Consider the following 18252-nt stretch of genomic DNA (forward strand, 5'->3'; position numbering starts at 1 on the left):
CCTGCGAAAACTTTAGGCCCATTTAAACAATGAGCTGCAACGCGCCACCACTTGAGTTGCATGGGCACAGTTTAGGCATGCGCCAAGCGGCGCGCCATAGGTTCACGACATCCCTGACGTCACATGGACACTTCCACCTGACCCGGCGCGGTAACTTGCGCCTTGATCACGCGCATCGAATTAAGATTTTTTACCCGTATTTGTTGGGACATGCCGCCATTAGACAGCGCTTCGCCGGGCATGCGCACGCTGAGCGTACCGCTGCGGGCGGTGATCACCACCTGATCGCCCTTGCGCACCACTTCTGCCTGTTCGAGGTGAACCAGGGTCATGACCTGGTCGGCTACCGTTGGTCGGGTAAGTTTCTGCCCAATCGCTTGGTCAACCGAGGTGAAGTAACCCTGATTGATCAGGCTGATGTCGCGCTCACGCAAAGCAACATCGCCAGGTTCGATAATGCCGCTACGCTTGAGAGGCCGAGTGGTGGTGACGACTTCCCGAAACAGGCGTACTTGAGCGGGTACGAACACCGTCCACGGTGAATTGCCCTCGCACCGCAGCTTGACCGTGACCCGGCCAATCGGCGTTGCCGGACTCTCCAGCGTCGCTGTCAATTCCTTGTCGCACATGGGCATGCGCATACGCGGATCGAGCTGTTTGACTTCGATCTCGTAGCGGCCCTCGGTTTGACTGGTCGCCAAATAGTCTTCAACAGTGAACTCAAGAAACCCCTGAGTCACGCCGATAAGCATATCAGGCAAGGTAACCGCGTCAGCAACGGCAGGGCTGCCAAGGGGCAAAAGGCAAACGGCCGACATCACGCAAAGCAATTTGCGGTAGTTTGATGTCAGGCGTCGGAAAAATGTCGTTTGTTCGTTCATACGGGTTAAAAAGCAAGCGCCGTGCCGTTTAGTGATGAATGTGCGTCGCAACACAACTTAGCGTTGGTTGGTGTGGGGAGTCTGGGCATGGCTGGTGTAATGGATTCGGTAAACCAGCGCACGCAACTGGTAGGGCAGAATCGCCTGGAGCTGTTGTTGTTCCGTCTCGACGGCAAACAGCTTTATGGGATCAACGTATTCAAGGTTCGTGAGGTGCTGCAATGCCCCAAGCTGACCGTGATGCCCAAGTCCAGTCCCGTCGTGTGCGGTGTGGCAAATATTCGCGGGGCGACCATCCCGATCCTGGATCTGGCGATGGCCACCGGTTCCGGAGCGTTGAAAGACAAGAACAGTCCTTTCGTGATCATCACGGAGTACAACACCAAGACTCAGGGTTTCCTGGTTCGGTCGGTAGAGCGCATCGTCAACATGAACTGGGAGGAGATTCATCCGCCACCCAAGGGCACTGGACGCGATCATTACCTGACGGCTGTGACTCGGGTCGACAATCAGTTAGTCGAAATCATCGACGTCGAGAAGATCCTCGCCGAAGTCGCGCCGACCCCGGAAGCGATTTCCGCCGGTGTGGTCGATGTCGAAACCCAGCACAAGGCGTTGTCCTTGCGCGTGTTGACTGTTGATGACTCGTCGGTGGCGCGCAAGCAGGTCTCGCGTTGCCTGCAAACGGTCGGCGTCGAAGTGGTGGCGCTGAACGACGGTCGGCAAGCGCTGGATTACCTGCGCAAACTGGTCGACGAGGGCAAGAAACCGGAAGAAGAATTCTTGATGATGATTTCCGACATCGAGATGCCGGAGATGGACGGGTACACCCTGACGGCCGAAATCCGCAGCGACCCGCGCATGCAAAAGCTCCATATCATCCTGCATACTTCGTTGTCGGGTGTGTTCAATCAGGCGATGGTCAAGAAAGTCGGTGCCGATGACTTCCTGGCCAAATTCCGCCCTGATGACCTGGCATCCCGGGTAGTCGACCGGATCAAAGCAGCAGACATCAGCTAGGGGCCTTTTGCCCCTGGCGGTTCACACGATTTAAGAGGCGGTATCTTTGTCTACGGGTAATTTGGATTTCGAACAGTTCCGGGTATTCCTGGAAAAAGCCTGTGGCATTTTGCTTGGTGAAAACAAGCAATACCTGGTGTCGAGCCGTCTCAACAAACTGATGGAACAGCAGGGCATCAAGTCCCTGGGTGAGTTGGTGCAGCGCATCCAGACCCAGCCGCGCAGTGGTTTGCGCGAAATGGTGGTGGATGCCATGACCACCAACGAAACCCTGTGGTTTCGTGACACCTACCCGTTTGAAGTCTTGAAGAACAAGGTGTTGCCTGCGGCGATCAAGGCTGCCCCCGGCCAGCGTCTGCGTATCTGGTCGGCGGCGTGCTCGTCGGGTCAGGAACCGTATTCGCTGTCGATGTCGATCGACGAGTTCGAGCGCGTCAACATGGGCCAGTTGAAGATGGGCGTGCAGATTGTTGCCACTGACCTGTCCGGCACCATGCTGACCAACTGCAAGACCGGCGAATACGACAGCCTGGCGATCGGTCGCGGTTTGTCGCCCGAGCGCCTGCAGCGTTACTTCGACCCGAAAGGGCCGGGCCGCTGGGCGATCAAGGCACCGATCAAGAGTCGCGTCGAGTTTCGCTCGTTCAACCTGCTCGACAGCTACGCGGCGCTGGGCAAGTTCGACATCGTGTTCTGCCGCAACGTGTTGATCTACTTCTCCGCCGAGGTGAAGAAAGACATTCTGTTGCGCATCCACAGCACGCTGAAGCCGGGCGGTTACCTGTTCCTTGGCGCATCGGAAGCGCTGAACGGTTTGCCCGACCATTACCAGATGGTCCAGTGCAGCCCGGGGATTATTTACCAGGCGAAGTGATGCAAAAAGCAGCGCGCTTAAAAAGGGAGTCCTCAGGGACTCCTTTTTTATGCGCGCTGCTTTTGCATCCCTACAGGTGATTGATGTTGTCCGTGGCAAAGCGGCAGAAAAGCGGCAGCCAGCGGAAACCGGTTGCCGCTTTTCTGGCATTGCCGCGTTGCCGCTGCCCGCAAACCCCCGGTTTACGGGGTTTTTTGAATTGGCACGCTGCTTGCTATGGTCCAGTTAACGAAAAATCCGGTCACCCGAAGGTCCCCGCCATGAGCATCAGCTTCGATAACGCGCTCGGTATCCACGAGAAAGCCCTGGGCTTCCGCGCCCAGCGTGCAGAAGTCCTGGCCAACAACATCGCCAACGCCGACACCCCGAACTACAAGGCTCGGGATCTGGACTTCTCCGCCGTGCTTGCCGCGCAAAGCGAGAAAACCAAGAACGGCGCATTCGCCTTGAACATGACCAACAACCGTCATATCGAAGCCGAAGGCCTGAGCAATGGCGACGAGTCGCTGCTGTATCGCACGCCGATGCAGCCGTCGCTCGACCAGAACACTGTGGACGCGCAACTGGAACAGTCGAGCTACGCGGAAAACGCGGTCAACTTCCAGGCCAGCTTCACCCTGCTCAACAGCAAATTCAAAGGGCTGGTTGCAGCCCTGCGCGGAGAGTAAGTCATGTCCCTAGCCAGTGTTTTCAACATTGCCGGTAGCGGCATGAGTGCCCAGACCACGCGTCTGAACACCGTCGCCTCGAACATCGCCAACGCCGAAACCGTCTCGTCGAGCATCGACCAGACCTATCGCGCGCGCCACCCGGTATTCGCCACCATGTTCCAGGGCGGCCAGGCCGGCGGCAGCGATTCGCTGTTCCAGAACCAGGACGCTGCCGGTCAAGGCGTGCAAGTGCTGGGCGTGGTCGAGGACCAGGCCGAGCTCGAAGCGCGTTACGAGCCGGGCCATCCGGCGGCGGACGCCAAGGGTTACGTCTACTACCCGAACGTCAACGTCGTTGAAGAAATGGCCGACATGATTTCCGCGAGCCGTTCGTTCCAGACCAACGCCGAGATGATGAACACCGCCAAAACCATGATGCAGAAGGTGCTGACCCTCGGTCAGTAACAAGGGGCGACTCAGATGAGTGTTACCGATTCCACCGCTGGCCTGAGCATGAACGACATTCTGGCGAACTCGTCAGTCAAGTCGAGCAGCTCCACGGGTGACGGCATTGCCTCCGCGACCAACAGCGCCACTGGCAGCCAGAAGCTGGGCAAAGATGCCTTCCTGCAACTGCTGGTTACCCAACTGAAAAACCAGAACCCGCTGGACCCGCAAGACAACAGCGCGTTCGTCGCGCAGTTGGCGCAGTTCAGTAGCCTGGAAGGCATCACCGCGTTGAATGACACGGTGACGTCGATTGCCGGCAACTACAGCTCTTCGCAAGCGTTGCAGGCGTCGTCGCTGGTCGGCCGTTCGGTGATCGTGCAGACCGGTTCGGTGCAGGTCGATGATCCGACCAAACCGGTGACTGGCTCGGTCAACCTGTCGACGTCGATCGCCGGCGGCACCGTGACCATTACCGACAAGGATGGCAAAGCGATCCGCACCATCGACCTTGGCGCACGCGCGGCCGGCAGTGCCAGCTTCACGTGGGATGGCAAGGATTCGAGCGGCGCCGTGGTGCCGGTCGGCACCTACAACGTCAAGGCCAGTGCGCCAATCGACGGCAAGGCCACGGACCTGGCGGTATATCTGCCGGCCACGGTCAACAGCGTGACCCTCAGCCAGACCGGCGGCGAGCTGATGCTCAACCTCGCAGGCCTGGGCCCGGTCGCCCTGTCCAAAGTTCAAACCATTGGTATATAGAGCCGACTAACCCGGCACAAAGGAGTGGAATATGTCTTTCAATATCGGCCTTAGCGGTCTCTATGCAGCCAACAAACAACTGGACGTGACCGGCAACAACATCGCCAACGTCGCGACCACCGGTTTCAAATCGTCCCGTGCAGAATTCGAAGACGTGTACTCGGCGACCAAACTGGGTTCGGGCAGCAAAACCATCGGTAACGGTGTGCGCCTGGCCAACGTTTCCCAGCAGTTCACCCAGGGCGACATCAGCAACACCGGCAACGTGCTGGACATGGGCATCAACGGTTCGGGTTTCTTTACCCTGAGCAACAATGGCTCGTTGTCCTACACCCGTGCCGGTACGTTCAAAGTCGACAAGGAAGGTTTTGTCACCAACTCCGACGGCACTGCAAAACTGCAGGGCTACGGCGTCGATGCCAACGGCAAGATCGCCAACGGCGTTCTGAGTGACCTGCGCATCGACACCTCGAACCTGGCGCCGAAAACCACCACCAGCATTGCTTCGACGATCAACCTGAACTCCACTGCAACGGATATCGATCAGGTTGCTAACCCGTTCGACCCGAGCAAATCGGCGTCCTTCACCAAGCAGTTCACCACGCCGGTCTACGATACCCAGGGCAACAAGCACGACATGGACCAGTACATGGTCAAGACCGGCGCGAATACCTGGAAAACCTACACCCTGATCGATGGCCGTAACCCCAATGGCAGCGATCCGACCAACGCAGCGACCCCGCCGGTTGCTTCGACCATGTCGTTCAACAGCTCGGGCAAACTGGTCTCGGTGACCACGCCGGCCACGCCGACGCCAATCGTCAGCCCTGATCTGAAAGTCACCGGTTGGGTTCCAGGCACCGTGACCAATGGTGTCTGGGCGCCGAACGGTGCTTCTGCCGATCCGGCCGGCATGAGCATTTCCATGGCCGACACCACGCAGTACAACGCTGACACCGCGCGTTCGATTCCAACGCAGAACGGTTATGCGACTGGCCAGATCACCAACCTGACCATCGACGGCAGCGGTGTGTTGCTGGCCAACTTCAGCAACAACCAGACCAAGCCGATCGGGCAGATCGCGCTCGCCAGCTTCACCAACGAGCAGGGCTTGCAACCGGTGGGTGGCACTAGCTGGAAAGAAACCTACAAGTCGGGCATCCCGGGCTACGATTCGCCGGAAACCGGCACCTTGGGTTCGATCCAGTCCAACGCGCTGGAAGAGTCCAACGTCAACCTGACCAACGAACTGGTTGATTTGATCAAGGGCCAGAGCAACTACCAGGCGAACGCCAAGACCATCTCCACCCAGAGCACCATCATGCAGACCATTATTCAGATGGCTTGATGCGGGTTCGGTTGTAGCGCTGCACAAGGAGCCCCTCGGAAGAGGGGCTTTTTTGTGGCCGGGGTTTTTTTGGTGGCAACAGGATTTGTGTTGTCGGGGAGGGCGCCTTCGCGAGCAAGCATCGCTCCCACAGTTGGTCGGGCTCGATGGCCTCTTCGCGGGCAAGCCTCGCTCCTACAGGTCGGAATGATTGCGCCGAGGTATGCGAAACCTGTAGGAGCGAGGCTTGCCCGCGAAGGCGTCAGCTCAGCCAACCCTTTCCTTGGGGCAAAAGAAAACCCCCGGTCCGCCAGAGGCAGATCGGGGGTTTCAGACAAGCGCCTCGCAGCGCTTATCGATTCAACGTACCGCTCGGCTTATTGGCAAGCTTCGCAATCCGGCTCGTCGATGGCGCAAGCCTTCGGCACTGGAGCCGGGCCGGCAGGCGCAGCCAATACCGAATCGTCACCGTGGTTGCCGCCGCTGGAAACCGCGTTCAGCTTGCCGGTGTTGATGGTCGACTTCTCGGTGCTGGTCGCGGCCAGGGCACGGAGGTAGTAAGTGGTTTTCAGACCACGGTACCAAGCCATGCGGTAGGTCACGTCGAGCTTCTTGCCCGAAGCGCCGGCGATGTACAGGTTCAGCGACTGAGCCTGGTCGATCCACTTCTGACGACGGCTGGCCGCGTCAACGATCCACTTGGTGTCCACTTCGAAAGCAGTCGCGTAGAGCTCTTTGAGTTCTTGCGGGATGCGCTCGATTTGCTGCACCGAACCGTCGTAGTACTTCAGGTCGTTGATCATGACCGAGTCCCACAGACCGCGAGCCTTGAGGTCGCGAACCAGGTACGGGTTGATCACGGTGAATTCGCCCGACAGGTTCGATTTCACATAAAGGTTCTGGTAAGTCGGTTCGATCGACTGCGAAACGCCAGTGATGTTGGCGATGGTCGCGGTCGGCGCGATGGCCATGATGTTGGAGTTACGAATGCCTTTCTGTACACGGGCGCGAACCGGTGCCCAGTCCAGGGATTCGTTCAGGTCAACATCGATGTACTTCTGGCCACGTTGCTCGATCAGGATCTGTTGCGAATCCAGCGGCAAGATGCCTTTGGACCACAGCGAACCCTGGAACGTCTCGTAAGCGCCGCGCTCGTCAGCCAGGTCGCAGGAAGCCTGGATCGCGTAGTAGCTGACCGCTTCCATCGACTTGTCGGCGAACTCGACGGCAGCGTCGGAACCGTAAGGAATGTGCTGCAGGTACAGCGCGTCCTGGAAGCCCATGATGCCGAGGCCGACCGGACGATGCTTGAAGTTGGAGTTCTTCGCTTGTGGCACCGAGTAGTAGTTGATGTCGATAACGTTATCGAGCATGCGCACGGCGGTGTTCACGGTACGTTCCAGCTTGGCGGTGTCGAGCTTGCCGTTGGTGATGTGGTTCGGCAGGTTGATCGAGCCCAGGTTGCAAACGGCGATTTCGTCCTTGTTGGTGTTCAAGGTGATTTCGGTGCACAGGTTCGAGCTATGGACCACGCCCACGTGCTGCTGCGGGCTGCGCAGGTTGCACGGGTCTTTGAAGGTCAGCCAAGGGTGGCCGGTTTCAAACAGCATGGAGAGCATTTTGCGCCACAGGTCTTTGGCCTGGATGGTCTTGAACAGCTTGATCTTGCCCGGGTACTGCGACAGCGCTTCGTAGTACTCGTAACGCTCTTCGAACGCCTTGCCGGTCAGGTCGTGCAGGTCCGGCACTTCGGATGGCGAGAACAGGGTCCACTGGCCGTCATCGAAGACGCGCTTCATGAACAGGTCAGGGATCCAGTTGGCAGTGTTCATGTCGTGGGTACGACGACGATCATCACCGGTGTTCTTGCGCAGCTCGATGAACTCTTCGATGTCCATGTGCCAGGTTTCCAGGTAGGCACAGACCGCGCCTTTGCGCTTGCCGCCCTGGTTGACCGCTACGGCGGTGTCGTTGACCACTTTCAGGAACGGTACAACGCCCTGGGATTTGCCGTTGGTGCCCTTGATGTACGAACCGAGCGCACGAACCGGCGTCCAGTCGTTGCCCAGGCCGCCAGCGAATTTCGACAACATGGCGTTGTCGTGGATCGCGTGGTAAATGCCCGACAGGTCATCCGGCACGGTGGTCAGGTAGCAGCTGGAAAGCTGTGGACGCAGGGTGCCGGCGTTGAACAGGGTTGGCGTCGAGGACATGTAGTCGAAGGACGACAGCAGGTTGTAGAACTCGATTGCACGGTCTTCTTTCTGCTTCTCTTCAATCGCCAGGCCCATGGCCACGCGCATGAAGAAGATCTGCGGCAGTTCGAAGCGGATACCGTCCTTGTGGATGAAGTAACGGTCGTACAGGGTTTGCAGGCCCAGGTAGGTGAACTGCTGATCGCGCTCGTGGTTGATGGCCTTGCCGAGTTTTTCCAGGTCAAACGTGGCCAGGATCGGGTTGAGCAATTCGAATTCGATACCCTTGGCGATGTAGGCCGGCAGCGCTTTGGCGTACAGGTCGACCATCTCGTGGTGGGTCGCGCTTTCGGCAACTTCGAGGAAGCTCAGGCCTTCGGCACGCAGGGTGTCCATCAGCAGGCGCGCGGTCACGAACGAGTAGTTCGGCTCACGCTCGACCAGCGTACGGGCGGTCATCACCAATGCGGTGTTGACGTCGGTCAGGGCCACGCCGTCATACAGGTTTTTCAGGGTTTCGCGCTGGATCAGGTCGCCGTCGACTTCTTCCAGGCCTTCGCACGCTTCAGTGACGATGGTGTTCAAGCGACCCATGTCCAGCGGGGCAAAAGTGCCGTCGGCGCGGGTGATGCGGATCGATGGGTGAGCGTTGACCGCTTCCTCGACCGGCGCGTGGGCAGCGCGTTCTTTCGAACGACCGTCGCGGTAGATCACGTAGTCGCGCGCCACTTTCTGCTCGCCGGCACGCATCAGGGCCAATTCAACCTGGTCCTGGATTTCTTCGATGTGGATGGTGCCGCCCGAAGGCATGCGACGCTTGAAGGTTGCGGTGACTTGTTCGGTCAGGCGGGCAACGGTGTCATGGATTCGCGACGAGGCGGCAGCGGTGCCGCCCTCAACTGCGAGAAACGCTTTGGTGATAGCGACGGTGATTTTGTCATCGGTATAAGGGACGACAGTGCCGTTACGCTTGATCACGCGCAATTGACCAGGCGCGGTGGCGGACAGATCCGAAGTCGAATCAGCGGCCTGCGGCAAGGTGCCCTGCGGGTTCTCGCGAGTTGTGTCGGTTTGCATGGGGGGTTGTCTCCGCATTCTCTATGTTTGTTTGAGCACCGTCATGGTGCTCACCGTTCTGTCCTGAAGCACTACAACCGACGGGCGCCGGGCATATCCACTTCGGGACAGTAGGAAAAAGGCTAATGACGCCGCATCCTTGCCGAAGTTTTTGGCAGCGAGCTGGGCTCGACACCGGATTCCTTTCAGGGGTGCAGAAATGACTGCAACACCCGTACCGTTCCGACCATTTGGGCCTTAAAAAACGGTGCCATCCGCAAGTGCGGTTTGGGCTTTGAAAAACACGCTTGGTTCAACCGTAAACAGGCAATAAAGCACTTGAGTTTCTGGTCTGAAATATGGTGGGCTTTTTGCCGAAAACCCTACATGTAGGGTTTGGTTTTGCGTCGGGCTACAAGATAGTGCGTTTTGTAGAGTGTTGCAACGTACTGCTTGTGGATAAACCTGTGGGTAAATTGTGTGGGAAAGGTGGAACAGGCGTGTAGGCCGCGACGCTGCTGCATCGCGCGGATTTTCACTGTTTTTCAATCACTGAAAACAGTCGTTCGGATTTTTAAGGGCGCGAACCCTACCACAAAAAAGCGGCTTGTCCGAACGCATTTGCCGACTTGTTTTCTCGCCGGGCGACGTTTATACAATCGGCCGGTGCACACGCATTCTTATCCTCCCCAATCATTACAAAAAGACGGGCGGATCCTTCCTTATAAGTGTTGTTGGCAAGCAGAGGTCACCCGTGGAGCAAGAAGCCTGGCAGGTATTGATTGTCGAAGACGACCAGCGACTGGCCGAGCTGACCCGCGATTACCTCGAAGCCAACGGCCTGCGCGTGTCAATCGAGGGCAACGGTGCGCTGGCGGCCGCGCGGATCATCAAGGAACAACCGGATCTGGTGATCCTCGACTTGATGTTGCCCGGTGAAGATGGCCTGAGCATTTGCCGCAAGGTCCGCGACAAGTTCGACGGGCCGATCCTGATGCTCACCGCGCGCACCGACGACACCGATCAGATTCTCGGCCTCGACCTCGGCGCCGACGATTACGTGTGCAAACCGGTGCGCCCGCGCTTGCTGCTGGCGCGCATCCAGGCCTTGTTGCGCCGCAGCGAAGCGCCGGAAGTCGCCCCGGAAAAACTCCGCCGCTTGCAGTTCGGGCCGCTGATCGTCGACAACGCGTTGCGAGAAGCCTGGCTCAACGACAACGGCATCGAACTGACCAGCGCCGAATTCGACCTGCTGTGGCTGCTGGTGGCCAACGCCGGGCGGATCCTCTCCCGCGAAGAAATTTTCACCGCCTTGCGCGGCATCGGTTACGACGGCCAGGACCGCTCCATCGACGTGCGCATCTCGCGCATCCGTCCAAAAATCGGCGACGACCCGGACCATCCACGCCTGATCAAAACCGTGCGCAGCAAAGGTTATCTGTTCGTGCCGGAAGCCTGCGCAGACCTGCCGCTGTGAACTCGATTTTCCTGCGCATCTACGGCGGCATGTGCGCAGCGCTGATCCTCGTGGCGGTGCTCGGCGTGCTGGCGCTGCACCTGCTTAATCAGGTGCGCAGCGAGCAATACCGCGAGCGCCTGGCCCACGGCACGTTCTCGCTGATGGCCGACAACCTGCAACCGATGAACCCGACCGAGCGCCACCGCGCGTTGCTGGTGTGGGAACGCTTGCTGGGCATTCCGCTGGCGCTGCAAACCTTCGCCCAGACCGACCTCGACCTGACCCAGCGCACCCGTGTGCTGCGCGGGCAGGCGCTGGTCGAACAGACCGGCCCGCACGCGGCGAAGGTCTACCGTCTGGTCAGCGACAAGGAGCAACTGGTGCTGACCGGCGAAGTGCAGCAGATCAGCGAGCAACTGGCCCGCGCGACGATTTATCTGTTGGCCGACGAACTGGTGCGCTACCCGGTCGCCGAGCAACCGCAGCGCCTGGCGCAATTGAAGGAAGACAAGGGTTTTGGTTTCGACCTGCGGCTGGTCAAAGTCGAACAGGCTGACATGGATGAAGACCAGAGCCGGCGTGTGTCCGAGGGCGACACGGTGATGGCGCTGGGCAAGGGCGGCGATTCGATCCGGGTGTTTGCCGGCATGGTCGGCACGCCGTGGGTGCTGGAGATCGGTCCGTTGTTTCAGATGAATCCGTATCCGCCGGAATGGCTGGTGTTGATTGCGGCGTTGGGCCTGAGCTTGATCGGGTTGATCGTTTATTTGCTGGTGCGGCAACTGGAGCGGCGTTTGCGTGGCCTCGAAGCTGCCGCCACGCGCATCGCCAAGGGCAGCCTGGAAACCCGCGTGCCGGCGCGCGGCGCGGATTCGGTCGGGCGGCTGGCGGCGGCGTTTAACGGCATGGCCGAGCATTTGCAGCAATTATTAGCGATTCAGCGCGAACTGGTGCGCGCGGTTTCCCACGAACTGCGCACGCCGGTCGCGCGCCTGCGTTTTGGCCTGGAGATGATCGGCTCGGCGACCACGCCGCAAGCGTTGGAGAAGTACCGCGAAGGCATGGACCACGACATCGAAGACCTCGACAAACTGGTCGACGAGATGCTGACGTACGCGCGCCTGGAGCAGGGTTCGCCAGCGCTGAATTTCCAGCGAGTCGATCTCGATGCGCTGGTCAATCAAGTCATCGAGGAACTGGCGCCGTTGCGCGCGGAGGTCACGGTGCAGCGCGGTTTGTGTTTGTCCGCCGCCGATTGCGACGACGCCTGGGTCGAAGCCGAACCGCGTTATCTGCACCGCGCGCTGCAAAATCTGGTCGGCAACGCCATGCGCCACGCGCAATCGCGGGTCACGGTGAGTTATCAGGTCGGGCAATTGCGCTGTCGGGTCGATGTCGAGGACGACGGGCCGGGCGTGCCGGAAGCCGCGTGGGAGAAAATCTTCACGCCGTTCCTGCGCCTCGACGATAGCCGCACTCGCGCATCCGGTGGGCATGGGCTGGGTTTGTCGATTGTGCGGCGCATCGTCCATTGGCATGGCGGCCGGGCGCTGATCGGTAAAAGCAAAAGCCTCGGCGGCGCGTGTTTCAGTTTGAGCTGGCCGAGGAATCAGGAGAAGCGTTGAGGCTTGACGAGCACCTGTAGCAGCTGGCGAAGCCTGCGTTCGGCTGCGAAGCAGTCGTAAATCCTGCGCACGCGGTTTACCTGAAACACTGCGGTGTCTGGTTTGGCGACTGCTGCGCAGCCGAACGCAGGCTTCGCCAGCTGCTACAAGGGGCGAGCCTCAAGCCTTGATACTGACCAGACTCAACAACTGCCCATCTTTCACCGCGAACTGCGCATCCAGCTCAGCCCCGTTCCTCCACTCACTGGACAAATCCGTGAGCAAGCGCAAGCGCACCTGACCGTCCGCCGACCATTCCAGCACTTCAGCGTGTTCAAAATAGAAGCGCTGCTGGACGATCGGGTACAGCGCTTTGAACAGGCTTTCCTTCACCGAAAAGGTCAGGGTCACCAGCAGCGCCAGATGCTCACTGCCAGCAGCGGCCATGCGCTGCAGCTCCGGCGGTGTGAGGATTTCCCCGGCCAGGCGCTCGGCGCGTTCGAAGTTCAGCAGGTTTTCCAGGTCCATGCCCAAGCCGCGCCAGTGCGCCTTGTTCGCGACAATCGCGGCGGCGCGGCCGGTGCTGTGGGTGATCGAGCCAGAAATGTGTGCGGGCCAGACCGGCGCGCGGTCCTCGCCGATGGCCGGCACACAATCCAAGCCTTCAAGCTGTTGCAACGCGGCGCGCGCGCAAACCCGTCCGGCAAGAAACTCGGCTTGGCGCTTGGCTACCGAACGCTGAATGCTCGCCGGCGGCGCGATGACGCTGCGCTGGAAATCATCGGCGGCCAGTTGCGCAGGGTCGAAGTGCGTGCTGAGCAACACCGTTTCCGCCAGCCGCAATGGCAGCGGCCAATGGGCATCGAGCGGGGTGCAGCAGGCGGGCAGGGCAGGGGTTGAATTCATGGCGGGCATTTTGCCGGGTTGCTCTCAGGCTGGGTAGTAGCAACAGCTTTTGTGGCGAGGGGGCTTGCCCCCGTTGAGCCGCGAAGCGGCTCCCGGCATCCTTCCATGCCAGCCGGTTTTGCGACTGCTTCGCAGCCGAACGGGGGCAAGCCCCCTCGCCACAGGGTTCACTGATCAGCCAAAGATTTTCTTGAAGAACGCCTGCATGTCCGCCCACGAACGCTCGTCCGCCGCTTTGTTGTAGCCGATATCCGGCCCGCCATGTTCGCCATGCCCGAGCCGGTCGGCGTCAGGGTTGCTGAACCCGTGCTTGGCGTCCGCAAGGCTGACGAATTGATAATCGGCGCCAGCCTTGTCCATTTCCGACTTGAACGCGGCGACGTTGTCCGGAGTAATCATGCTGTCTTTCGCGCCATGCTCGACGAGGATTTTCGCCTTCACGCTGCCCGCGGTCGCCGGCGTCTTGGTCGCCAGCGCGCCGTGGAAACTCACCACGCCTTTGAGCGGCAGGCCCTGACGCGCCGCATTCAGCACCACCGCTCCGCCGAAGCAGTAACCGATTGCCGCGAGATTCTGCGGATCGGTCTGCGGTTGTTTCTTCAGCAGATCGAGCCCGGCCTGAAAGCGTGCGCTCGCCACCGCGCTGTCCTTCAGTGCCTCTTGCATGAACGCCATCGCGTCCTTCGGATGTTCGGTGTTCTTGCCGCCGCCGTACATGTCGATGGCCAGCGCGCTGTAACCGAGACCGGCAAGATCGCGGGCGCGGCGCTTGGCGTAATCGTTGAGGCCCCAGAACTCATGTACCACCACCACACCGGGGCGCGGGCCTTTGATCGCGTCGTCGTAGGCGTAATAACCAATCATCTGCGTGCCGTCGCTGCTCTGGTAAGGGATTTCCTCAGTCTTGATCGCAGCGTTGGCCAGCGTGCTGGCGGCCAGTAGGGCGAGGGCGAGAAACAGGCGCATGGTCGGGTCTCCTTAAAAGAAAGTGGTCAAATCAGCCTAGTCGATTTGATTCAGCTCAGGTTCAGAGAGCGTTCAGGGGCAGTTCAGGGGCGGGTAAGTAACCTTGCCCCGTACCCAAAAAGCGATAGTGCATAAGGAAACCTCCTATGACTTCTTTGAAAAAACTGCTGTTGGCTTTCACCGTGTTGAGCGCCAGTGCTGCGGCGCACGCTACCGACGATACCTTCGCCGGCCTGACGCTGGGGCAAACCAGCGACAAGGTGAAAAAATCCCACGCCCTCAACGACAACCTCGGCCACCCGAACGCGGACGGTGCCATCGGCAAAGACACCACCTGGGGTGTGCGTCTGGGCAAGCAAAACAACCAAGGCCGCTACTACGCCACTTACGACAACGTGTCCGGCTCGCACAATGGCATTAAACTGCGCCAGGAAAACCTGCTCGGCAGCTACGATCTGTTTTACCCGGTGGGCGGCAGCACCAAATTGTTCGGCGGCGCCACGGCCGGTTTCACCAAGCTGACCCAGGAATCCCCAGGCTTCAGCCGCGACAGCGACATCGGTTACGCCCTCGGCGGCCAGGTCGGCGTGTTGCAGCAAGTTTCGCAGAACACCTCGGTCGAGCTGGGTTACCGTTACCTGCGCAGCAATGCCAGCACCGAAATGAGCGAGCGCGGTGGCAGCAAACAAGGCTCGCTGGCACTTAACAGCAGCGCCCAGACCTACCTGTCCGCCAACTACGCTTTTTAAAAGCCGTTCGCGACAGACCTGCGCCGGATCACCCAAACAGGGTGATCCGGCGTTGCCATGTTGACCATTGAGGCACGTGCGCGTGCCTCTGGAGATGTTGTTTTGCCCGGGAGAGCGTTATGAAATTGCTGGTTGTCGAAGATGAAGCGCTATTGCGCCATCACCTGCAAACTCGCCTGACGGATAGCGGCCACGTGGTCGAATCCGTGGCCAACGCCGAAGAGGCGCTGTACCAGACCGAGCAATTCAACCATGACCTGGCGGTGATCGACCTCGGCCTGCCGGGCATGGGTGGCCTCGACCTGATCCGCCAATTGCGCTCGAGCGGCAAGACCTTCCCGATCCTGATCCTCACCGCGCGCGGCAACTGGCAGGACAAGGTCGAAGGCCTCGCCGCCGGCGCCGACGACTACGTGGTCAAGCCGTTCCAGTTCGAAGAACTCGACGCGCGGCTGAATGCCTTGTTGCGGCGTTCCAGCGGTTTCACCCAATCGACGATCACCGCCGGGCCGCTGCTGCTCGACCTCAATCGCAAGCAGGCGACCCTCGATGAACAGCCGCTGGCGCTGACCGCCTACGAGTACCGGATTCTCGAATACCTGATGCGCCATCACCAGCAAGTGGTGGCCAAGGACCGCCTGATGGAACAGCTCTACCCGGATGACGACGAGCGCGATCCGAATGTCATCGAAGTGCTGGTCGGCCGCTTGCGGCGCAAACTCGAAGGCCCGGCCGGGTTCAAGCCGATCGATACCGTGCGCGGCCTCGGCTACCTGTTCAACGAGCGCTGCACTTGATTCGCTCGCTTCGCGTTCGCCTGATGCTCGCCGCCACGCTGTTGGCGGTGTTGTTCATGCTCGCGTTGCTGCCGGCGATGCAAGGCGCGTTCAGCCTCGCGTTGCAGGACTCGATCGAGCAACGCCTGGCCTCGGACGTGACCACGCTGATTTCCGCCGCGCGCGTCGAAGACAATCGCTTGCAAATGCCGGCGCAGTTGCCGGACGAGCGCTACAACCTCACCGACAGCCGATTGCTCGGCTACATCTATGACCGCGAAGGGCGGCTGGTCTGGCGCTCGAAAGGCACCCGCGAAGAGAACATCAACTACAAACCGCGTTACGACGGACGCGGTAACGAGTTCGCCAGAATCAAGGAAACCGACGGCCAGGAATTTTTCGTTTATGACGTCGAGGTCAAACTGCTCGGCGGCAAAAGCGCGGCGTTCAGCATCGTCGCGCTGCAACCGGTGCGCGAATACGAAATCACCCTCGAAGGCCTGCGCGAAAATCTTTACCTCGGTTTCGGCGCAGCGTTGCTGGTGTTGCTGGCGCTGCTATGGATTGGCCTGACCTGGGGTTTGAAAGCCCTGCGCCGCTTGAGTCAGGAACTCGATGAGATCGAAAGCGGCGACCGCGAAAGCCTCACCGAGCAACACCCGCGCGAACTGCTGCGGCTGACCGGCTCGCTGAACCGCTTGCTGCACAGCGAACGCGAGCAACGCAGCCGTTACCGCGATTCCCTCGACGACCTCGCGCACAGTTTGAAAACCCCGCTGACCGTGTTGCAAGGCGTCAGCGAAGACATGGCGCAGCGCCCCGAGGACCGCGATCAGGCGTGGGTGCTGCAATCGCAGATCGAGCGCATGAGCCAGCAGATCGGCTATCAATTGCAGCGCGCCAGCCTGCGCAAAAGCGGTCTGGTGCGCCATCAGGTGCGCCTGCGCCCGGTGCTGCAAAGCCTCTGCGACACGCTGGACAAGGTCTATCGCGACAAACGCGTGCGCGTGGCTTTCGATTTGCCGGAGCACTGTTACGTGCCGATCGAGCAGGGCGCGTTGCTGGAAATGCTCGGCAATCTGCTGGAAAACGCCTATCGGCTGTGTTTGAGCGAAGTGCGCGTCAGCGTCCGCGACACCCAGGGCGGCATTGAGCTGTGCGTCGAAGACGACGGGCCGGGCGTGCCGCCAGACCAGCGCGCGCGGATTCTGCAAAGGGGCGAACGGCTGGATCGCCAGCATCCGGGGCAGGGGATTGGTTTGGCGGTGGTCAAGGACATCATCGAAAGCTACAGCGCCAAATTGACCCTGGGTGACTCGACGCTGGGCGGCGCGGCGTTTCGGATTCATTTCCCGGCGCTTTGATCTGAATCTGAGGTGTGCCGGCGGACGGCATCGCGAGGAAGCTCGCTCCCACAGGGGACGGTGGTGAACACACTGTGGGTGAACGCCGCGAACCAAATGTGGGAACGAGCTTGCTCGCGATGAGGCCGGAGAAAACACTCGAGAATCTGCTGCCGAGGTTCAATTCTCTTGCGCGCGATAAGCCCCCGGTGTCAGCCCGGTCCATTTCTTGAACGCCCGATGAAACGCCGAAGGCTCGGAGAATCCCAGCTGTTCGGCAATCTGTTGCAACGACAGGTCGGCGCGCCCGAGGTGATAAATCGCAATGTCGCGGCGCAACTGATCCTTCAATTCCTGAAAACTGCTGCCCTCTTCACGCAAATGCCGGCGCAAGGTCTGCGGGCTGATGTGCAATTGCGCGGCCACCGCTTCCAGGTCCGGCCAACGGGAACTGTCGCGGCTGAGCAAACGGCGCAACTGGCTGCTCAAACTGTCGCCGTCATCCGGGCGCGACAACAGGTCGGCGGGGGAGCGTTCGAGAAAATGCTTGAGCGTGCGTTCGTCCTGCAACAACGGCATTGCCAGGTAGCGACTGTGAAACAGCAGGCTGCTTTGCGGCCGGGAAAACTCCAGCGCGCAGGGAAACAGCAAATCGTATTCCGCGCCGTGCTCGGGCCGCGCATAGCTGAACGTCGCTTGCTCCAGCCGAATCCGTTGGCCGATCAGCCAACTGCCGAGGCGATGCCAGATCACCAGCAGGCATTCCGTCAGAAAATGATCCGGGTCCCACAGCTGCGCGTCGTCGAGGCTCAGGCGAATCATTTCGTCCTCGCGGCTCAGGGTCAGGCGCGGGGCCTCGGGGAATAGGCTATAAAACAATAAGCCGCGATGCAGCGCCTTATCCAGATTGCGACAGTGGATCAGCGCGTGGCACATCATCGCGAAACTGCCGGGTTTGCTCGGCGCCGGGCCGAAACCCAGGTATTCGTCGTCGAGCGCCAGCCACAGGCTCTGGATCAACCGAGTGAATTGTTCCGGCGCGATCCGCGCACGCGGCTCGTCGAGCAATTCAGGGCTGATCCCGAGTTGTAACAACAGCGCGGAATAATCCAAGCCACGACGGCGCGCGCCGCCAAGGGCGGCGCGGGCGAAATGACTGGCGATAGTGCGTTCACGCATGGCTGGCAGGTCCGTCCGTTAAGCGGCGAATGGTAGCCGCACGGCTCGGCGCTGAACA

General features: G+C 60.1%; 16 protein-coding genes. 11 read left to right on the forward strand and 5 right to left on the reverse strand.

Annotated elements, in window-relative coordinates; translation table 11 throughout:
* Nucleotides 1–119 precede the first annotated feature (119 nt).
* Entirely contained in the window at nucleotides 120–881 is a 762-nt protein-coding gene (gene flgA / locus BLU01_RS20990; RefSeq protein WP_092279092.1) for a flagellar basal body P-ring formation chaperone FlgA, read from the reverse strand.
* A gap of 87 nt (nucleotides 882–968) precedes the next feature.
* On the opposite strand from flgA, the gene BLU01_RS20995 reads away from it, so the two are divergent.
* The 6 genes from BLU01_RS20995 (at nucleotide 969) to flgE (ending at nucleotide 5982) form a co-directional block, all read left to right on the forward strand.
* Nucleotides 969–1901, forward strand: a complete 933-nt coding sequence (locus tag BLU01_RS20995; protein ID WP_092279094.1) for a chemotaxis protein CheV — start codon at nucleotides 969–971, stop codon at nucleotides 1899–1901.
* 46 nt (nucleotides 1902–1947) lie between these two features.
* On the forward strand, nucleotides 1948–2775 hold the full coding sequence (gene cheR, locus BLU01_RS21000; RefSeq protein WP_074879171.1) for a protein-glutamate O-methyltransferase CheR: 828 nt from the start codon (nucleotides 1948–1950) through the stop codon (nucleotides 2773–2775).
* A gap of 260 nt (nucleotides 2776–3035) precedes the next feature.
* Nucleotides 3036–3443: a flagellar basal body rod protein FlgB gene (flgB, locus tag BLU01_RS21005; protein WP_092279096.1), complete on the forward strand. Its 408-nt coding sequence runs from the start codon at nucleotides 3036–3038 to the stop codon at nucleotides 3441–3443.
* 3 nt (nucleotides 3444–3446) lie between these two features.
* Complete coding sequence (gene flgC, locus BLU01_RS21010) at nucleotides 3447–3890, forward strand: flagellar basal body rod protein FlgC (protein ID WP_092279098.1); 444 nt, start codon at nucleotides 3447–3449, stop codon at nucleotides 3888–3890.
* Nucleotides 3891–3905: 15 nt separating this feature from the next.
* Entirely contained in the window at nucleotides 3906–4634 is a 729-nt protein-coding gene (flgD, locus tag BLU01_RS21015; protein ID WP_092279100.1) for a flagellar hook assembly protein FlgD, read from the forward strand.
* A gap of 31 nt (nucleotides 4635–4665) precedes the next feature.
* Nucleotides 4666–5982, forward strand: a complete 1317-nt coding sequence (gene flgE / locus BLU01_RS21020) for a flagellar hook protein FlgE (protein WP_092279102.1) — start codon at nucleotides 4666–4668, stop codon at nucleotides 5980–5982.
* A gap of 356 nt (nucleotides 5983–6338) precedes the next feature.
* Here flgE and BLU01_RS21025 read toward each other — a convergent pair whose 3' ends face one another.
* Nucleotides 6339–9233 (reverse strand): ribonucleoside-diphosphate reductase subunit alpha, encoded by a 2895-nt coding sequence (locus tag BLU01_RS21025; protein WP_092279104.1) that lies wholly within the window; start codon nucleotides 9231–9233, stop codon nucleotides 6339–6341.
* A gap of 733 nt (nucleotides 9234–9966) precedes the next feature.
* Here BLU01_RS21025 and BLU01_RS21030 point away from each other — a divergent pair.
* Together BLU01_RS21030 and BLU01_RS21035 are read left to right on the forward strand one after the other, a co-directional pair.
* Nucleotides 9967–10689 carry a winged helix-turn-helix domain-containing protein gene (locus tag BLU01_RS21030; protein WP_092279106.1) on the forward strand — a complete coding sequence of 241 codons (723 nt, stop codon included), beginning with the start codon at nucleotides 9967–9969 and terminating at the stop codon, nucleotides 10687–10689.
* A complete protein-coding gene (locus BLU01_RS21035) occupies nucleotides 10686–12296 on the forward strand; it encodes an ATP-binding protein (RefSeq protein WP_092279108.1) in 1611 nt (536 codons plus the stop codon). The genes BLU01_RS21030 and BLU01_RS21035 overlap by 4 nt, the downstream gene beginning before the upstream one ends.
* Nucleotides 12297–12455: 159 nt before the next feature.
* On the opposite strand, the gene BLU01_RS21040 is transcribed toward BLU01_RS21035, so the two are convergent.
* Together BLU01_RS21040 and BLU01_RS21045 are read right to left on the reverse strand one after the other, a co-directional pair.
* Nucleotides 12456–13181 (reverse strand): 4'-phosphopantetheinyl transferase family protein, encoded by a 726-nt coding sequence (locus BLU01_RS21040; protein ID WP_197675566.1) that lies wholly within the window; start codon nucleotides 13179–13181, stop codon nucleotides 12456–12458.
* 174 nt (nucleotides 13182–13355) lie between these two features.
* Nucleotides 13356–14147: a dienelactone hydrolase family protein gene (locus BLU01_RS21045; RefSeq protein WP_092279112.1), complete on the reverse strand. Its 792-nt coding sequence runs from the start codon at nucleotides 14145–14147 to the stop codon at nucleotides 13356–13358.
* 146 nt (nucleotides 14148–14293) lie between these two features.
* Between BLU01_RS21045 and BLU01_RS21050 the strand changes: the two genes are divergently transcribed.
* The 3 genes from BLU01_RS21050 to BLU01_RS21060 all read left to right on the forward strand — a co-directional run bounded on the left by BLU01_RS21050 (nucleotide 14294) and on the right by BLU01_RS21060 (nucleotide 17036).
* Nucleotides 14294–14896, forward strand: a complete 603-nt coding sequence (locus BLU01_RS21050; RefSeq protein WP_092279114.1) for an outer membrane beta-barrel protein — start codon at nucleotides 14294–14296, stop codon at nucleotides 14894–14896.
* 119 nt (nucleotides 14897–15015) lie between these two features.
* Nucleotides 15016–15693: a response regulator gene (locus BLU01_RS21055; RefSeq protein ID WP_092279116.1), complete on the forward strand. Its 678-nt coding sequence runs from the start codon at nucleotides 15016–15018 to the stop codon at nucleotides 15691–15693.
* On the forward strand, nucleotides 15690–17036 hold the full coding sequence (locus tag BLU01_RS21060; RefSeq protein ID WP_092279118.1) for an ATP-binding protein: 1347 nt from the start codon (nucleotides 15690–15692) through the stop codon (nucleotides 17034–17036). Before BLU01_RS21055 ends, BLU01_RS21060 begins: the two co-directional genes overlap by 4 nt.
* A gap of 159 nt (nucleotides 17037–17195) precedes the next feature.
* On the opposite strand, the gene BLU01_RS21065 is transcribed toward BLU01_RS21060, so the two are convergent.
* Nucleotides 17196–18194: an AraC family transcriptional regulator gene (locus BLU01_RS21065; protein WP_092279120.1), complete on the reverse strand. Its 999-nt coding sequence runs from the start codon at nucleotides 18192–18194 to the stop codon at nucleotides 17196–17198.
* Between the last annotated feature and the right edge of the window lie 58 nt (nucleotides 18195–18252).

This window comes from Pseudomonas prosekii (assembly GCF_900105155.1).
In the GTDB taxonomy this organism is placed as follows: Bacteria; Pseudomonadota; Gammaproteobacteria; order Pseudomonadales; family Pseudomonadaceae; genus Aquipseudomonas; species Aquipseudomonas prosekii.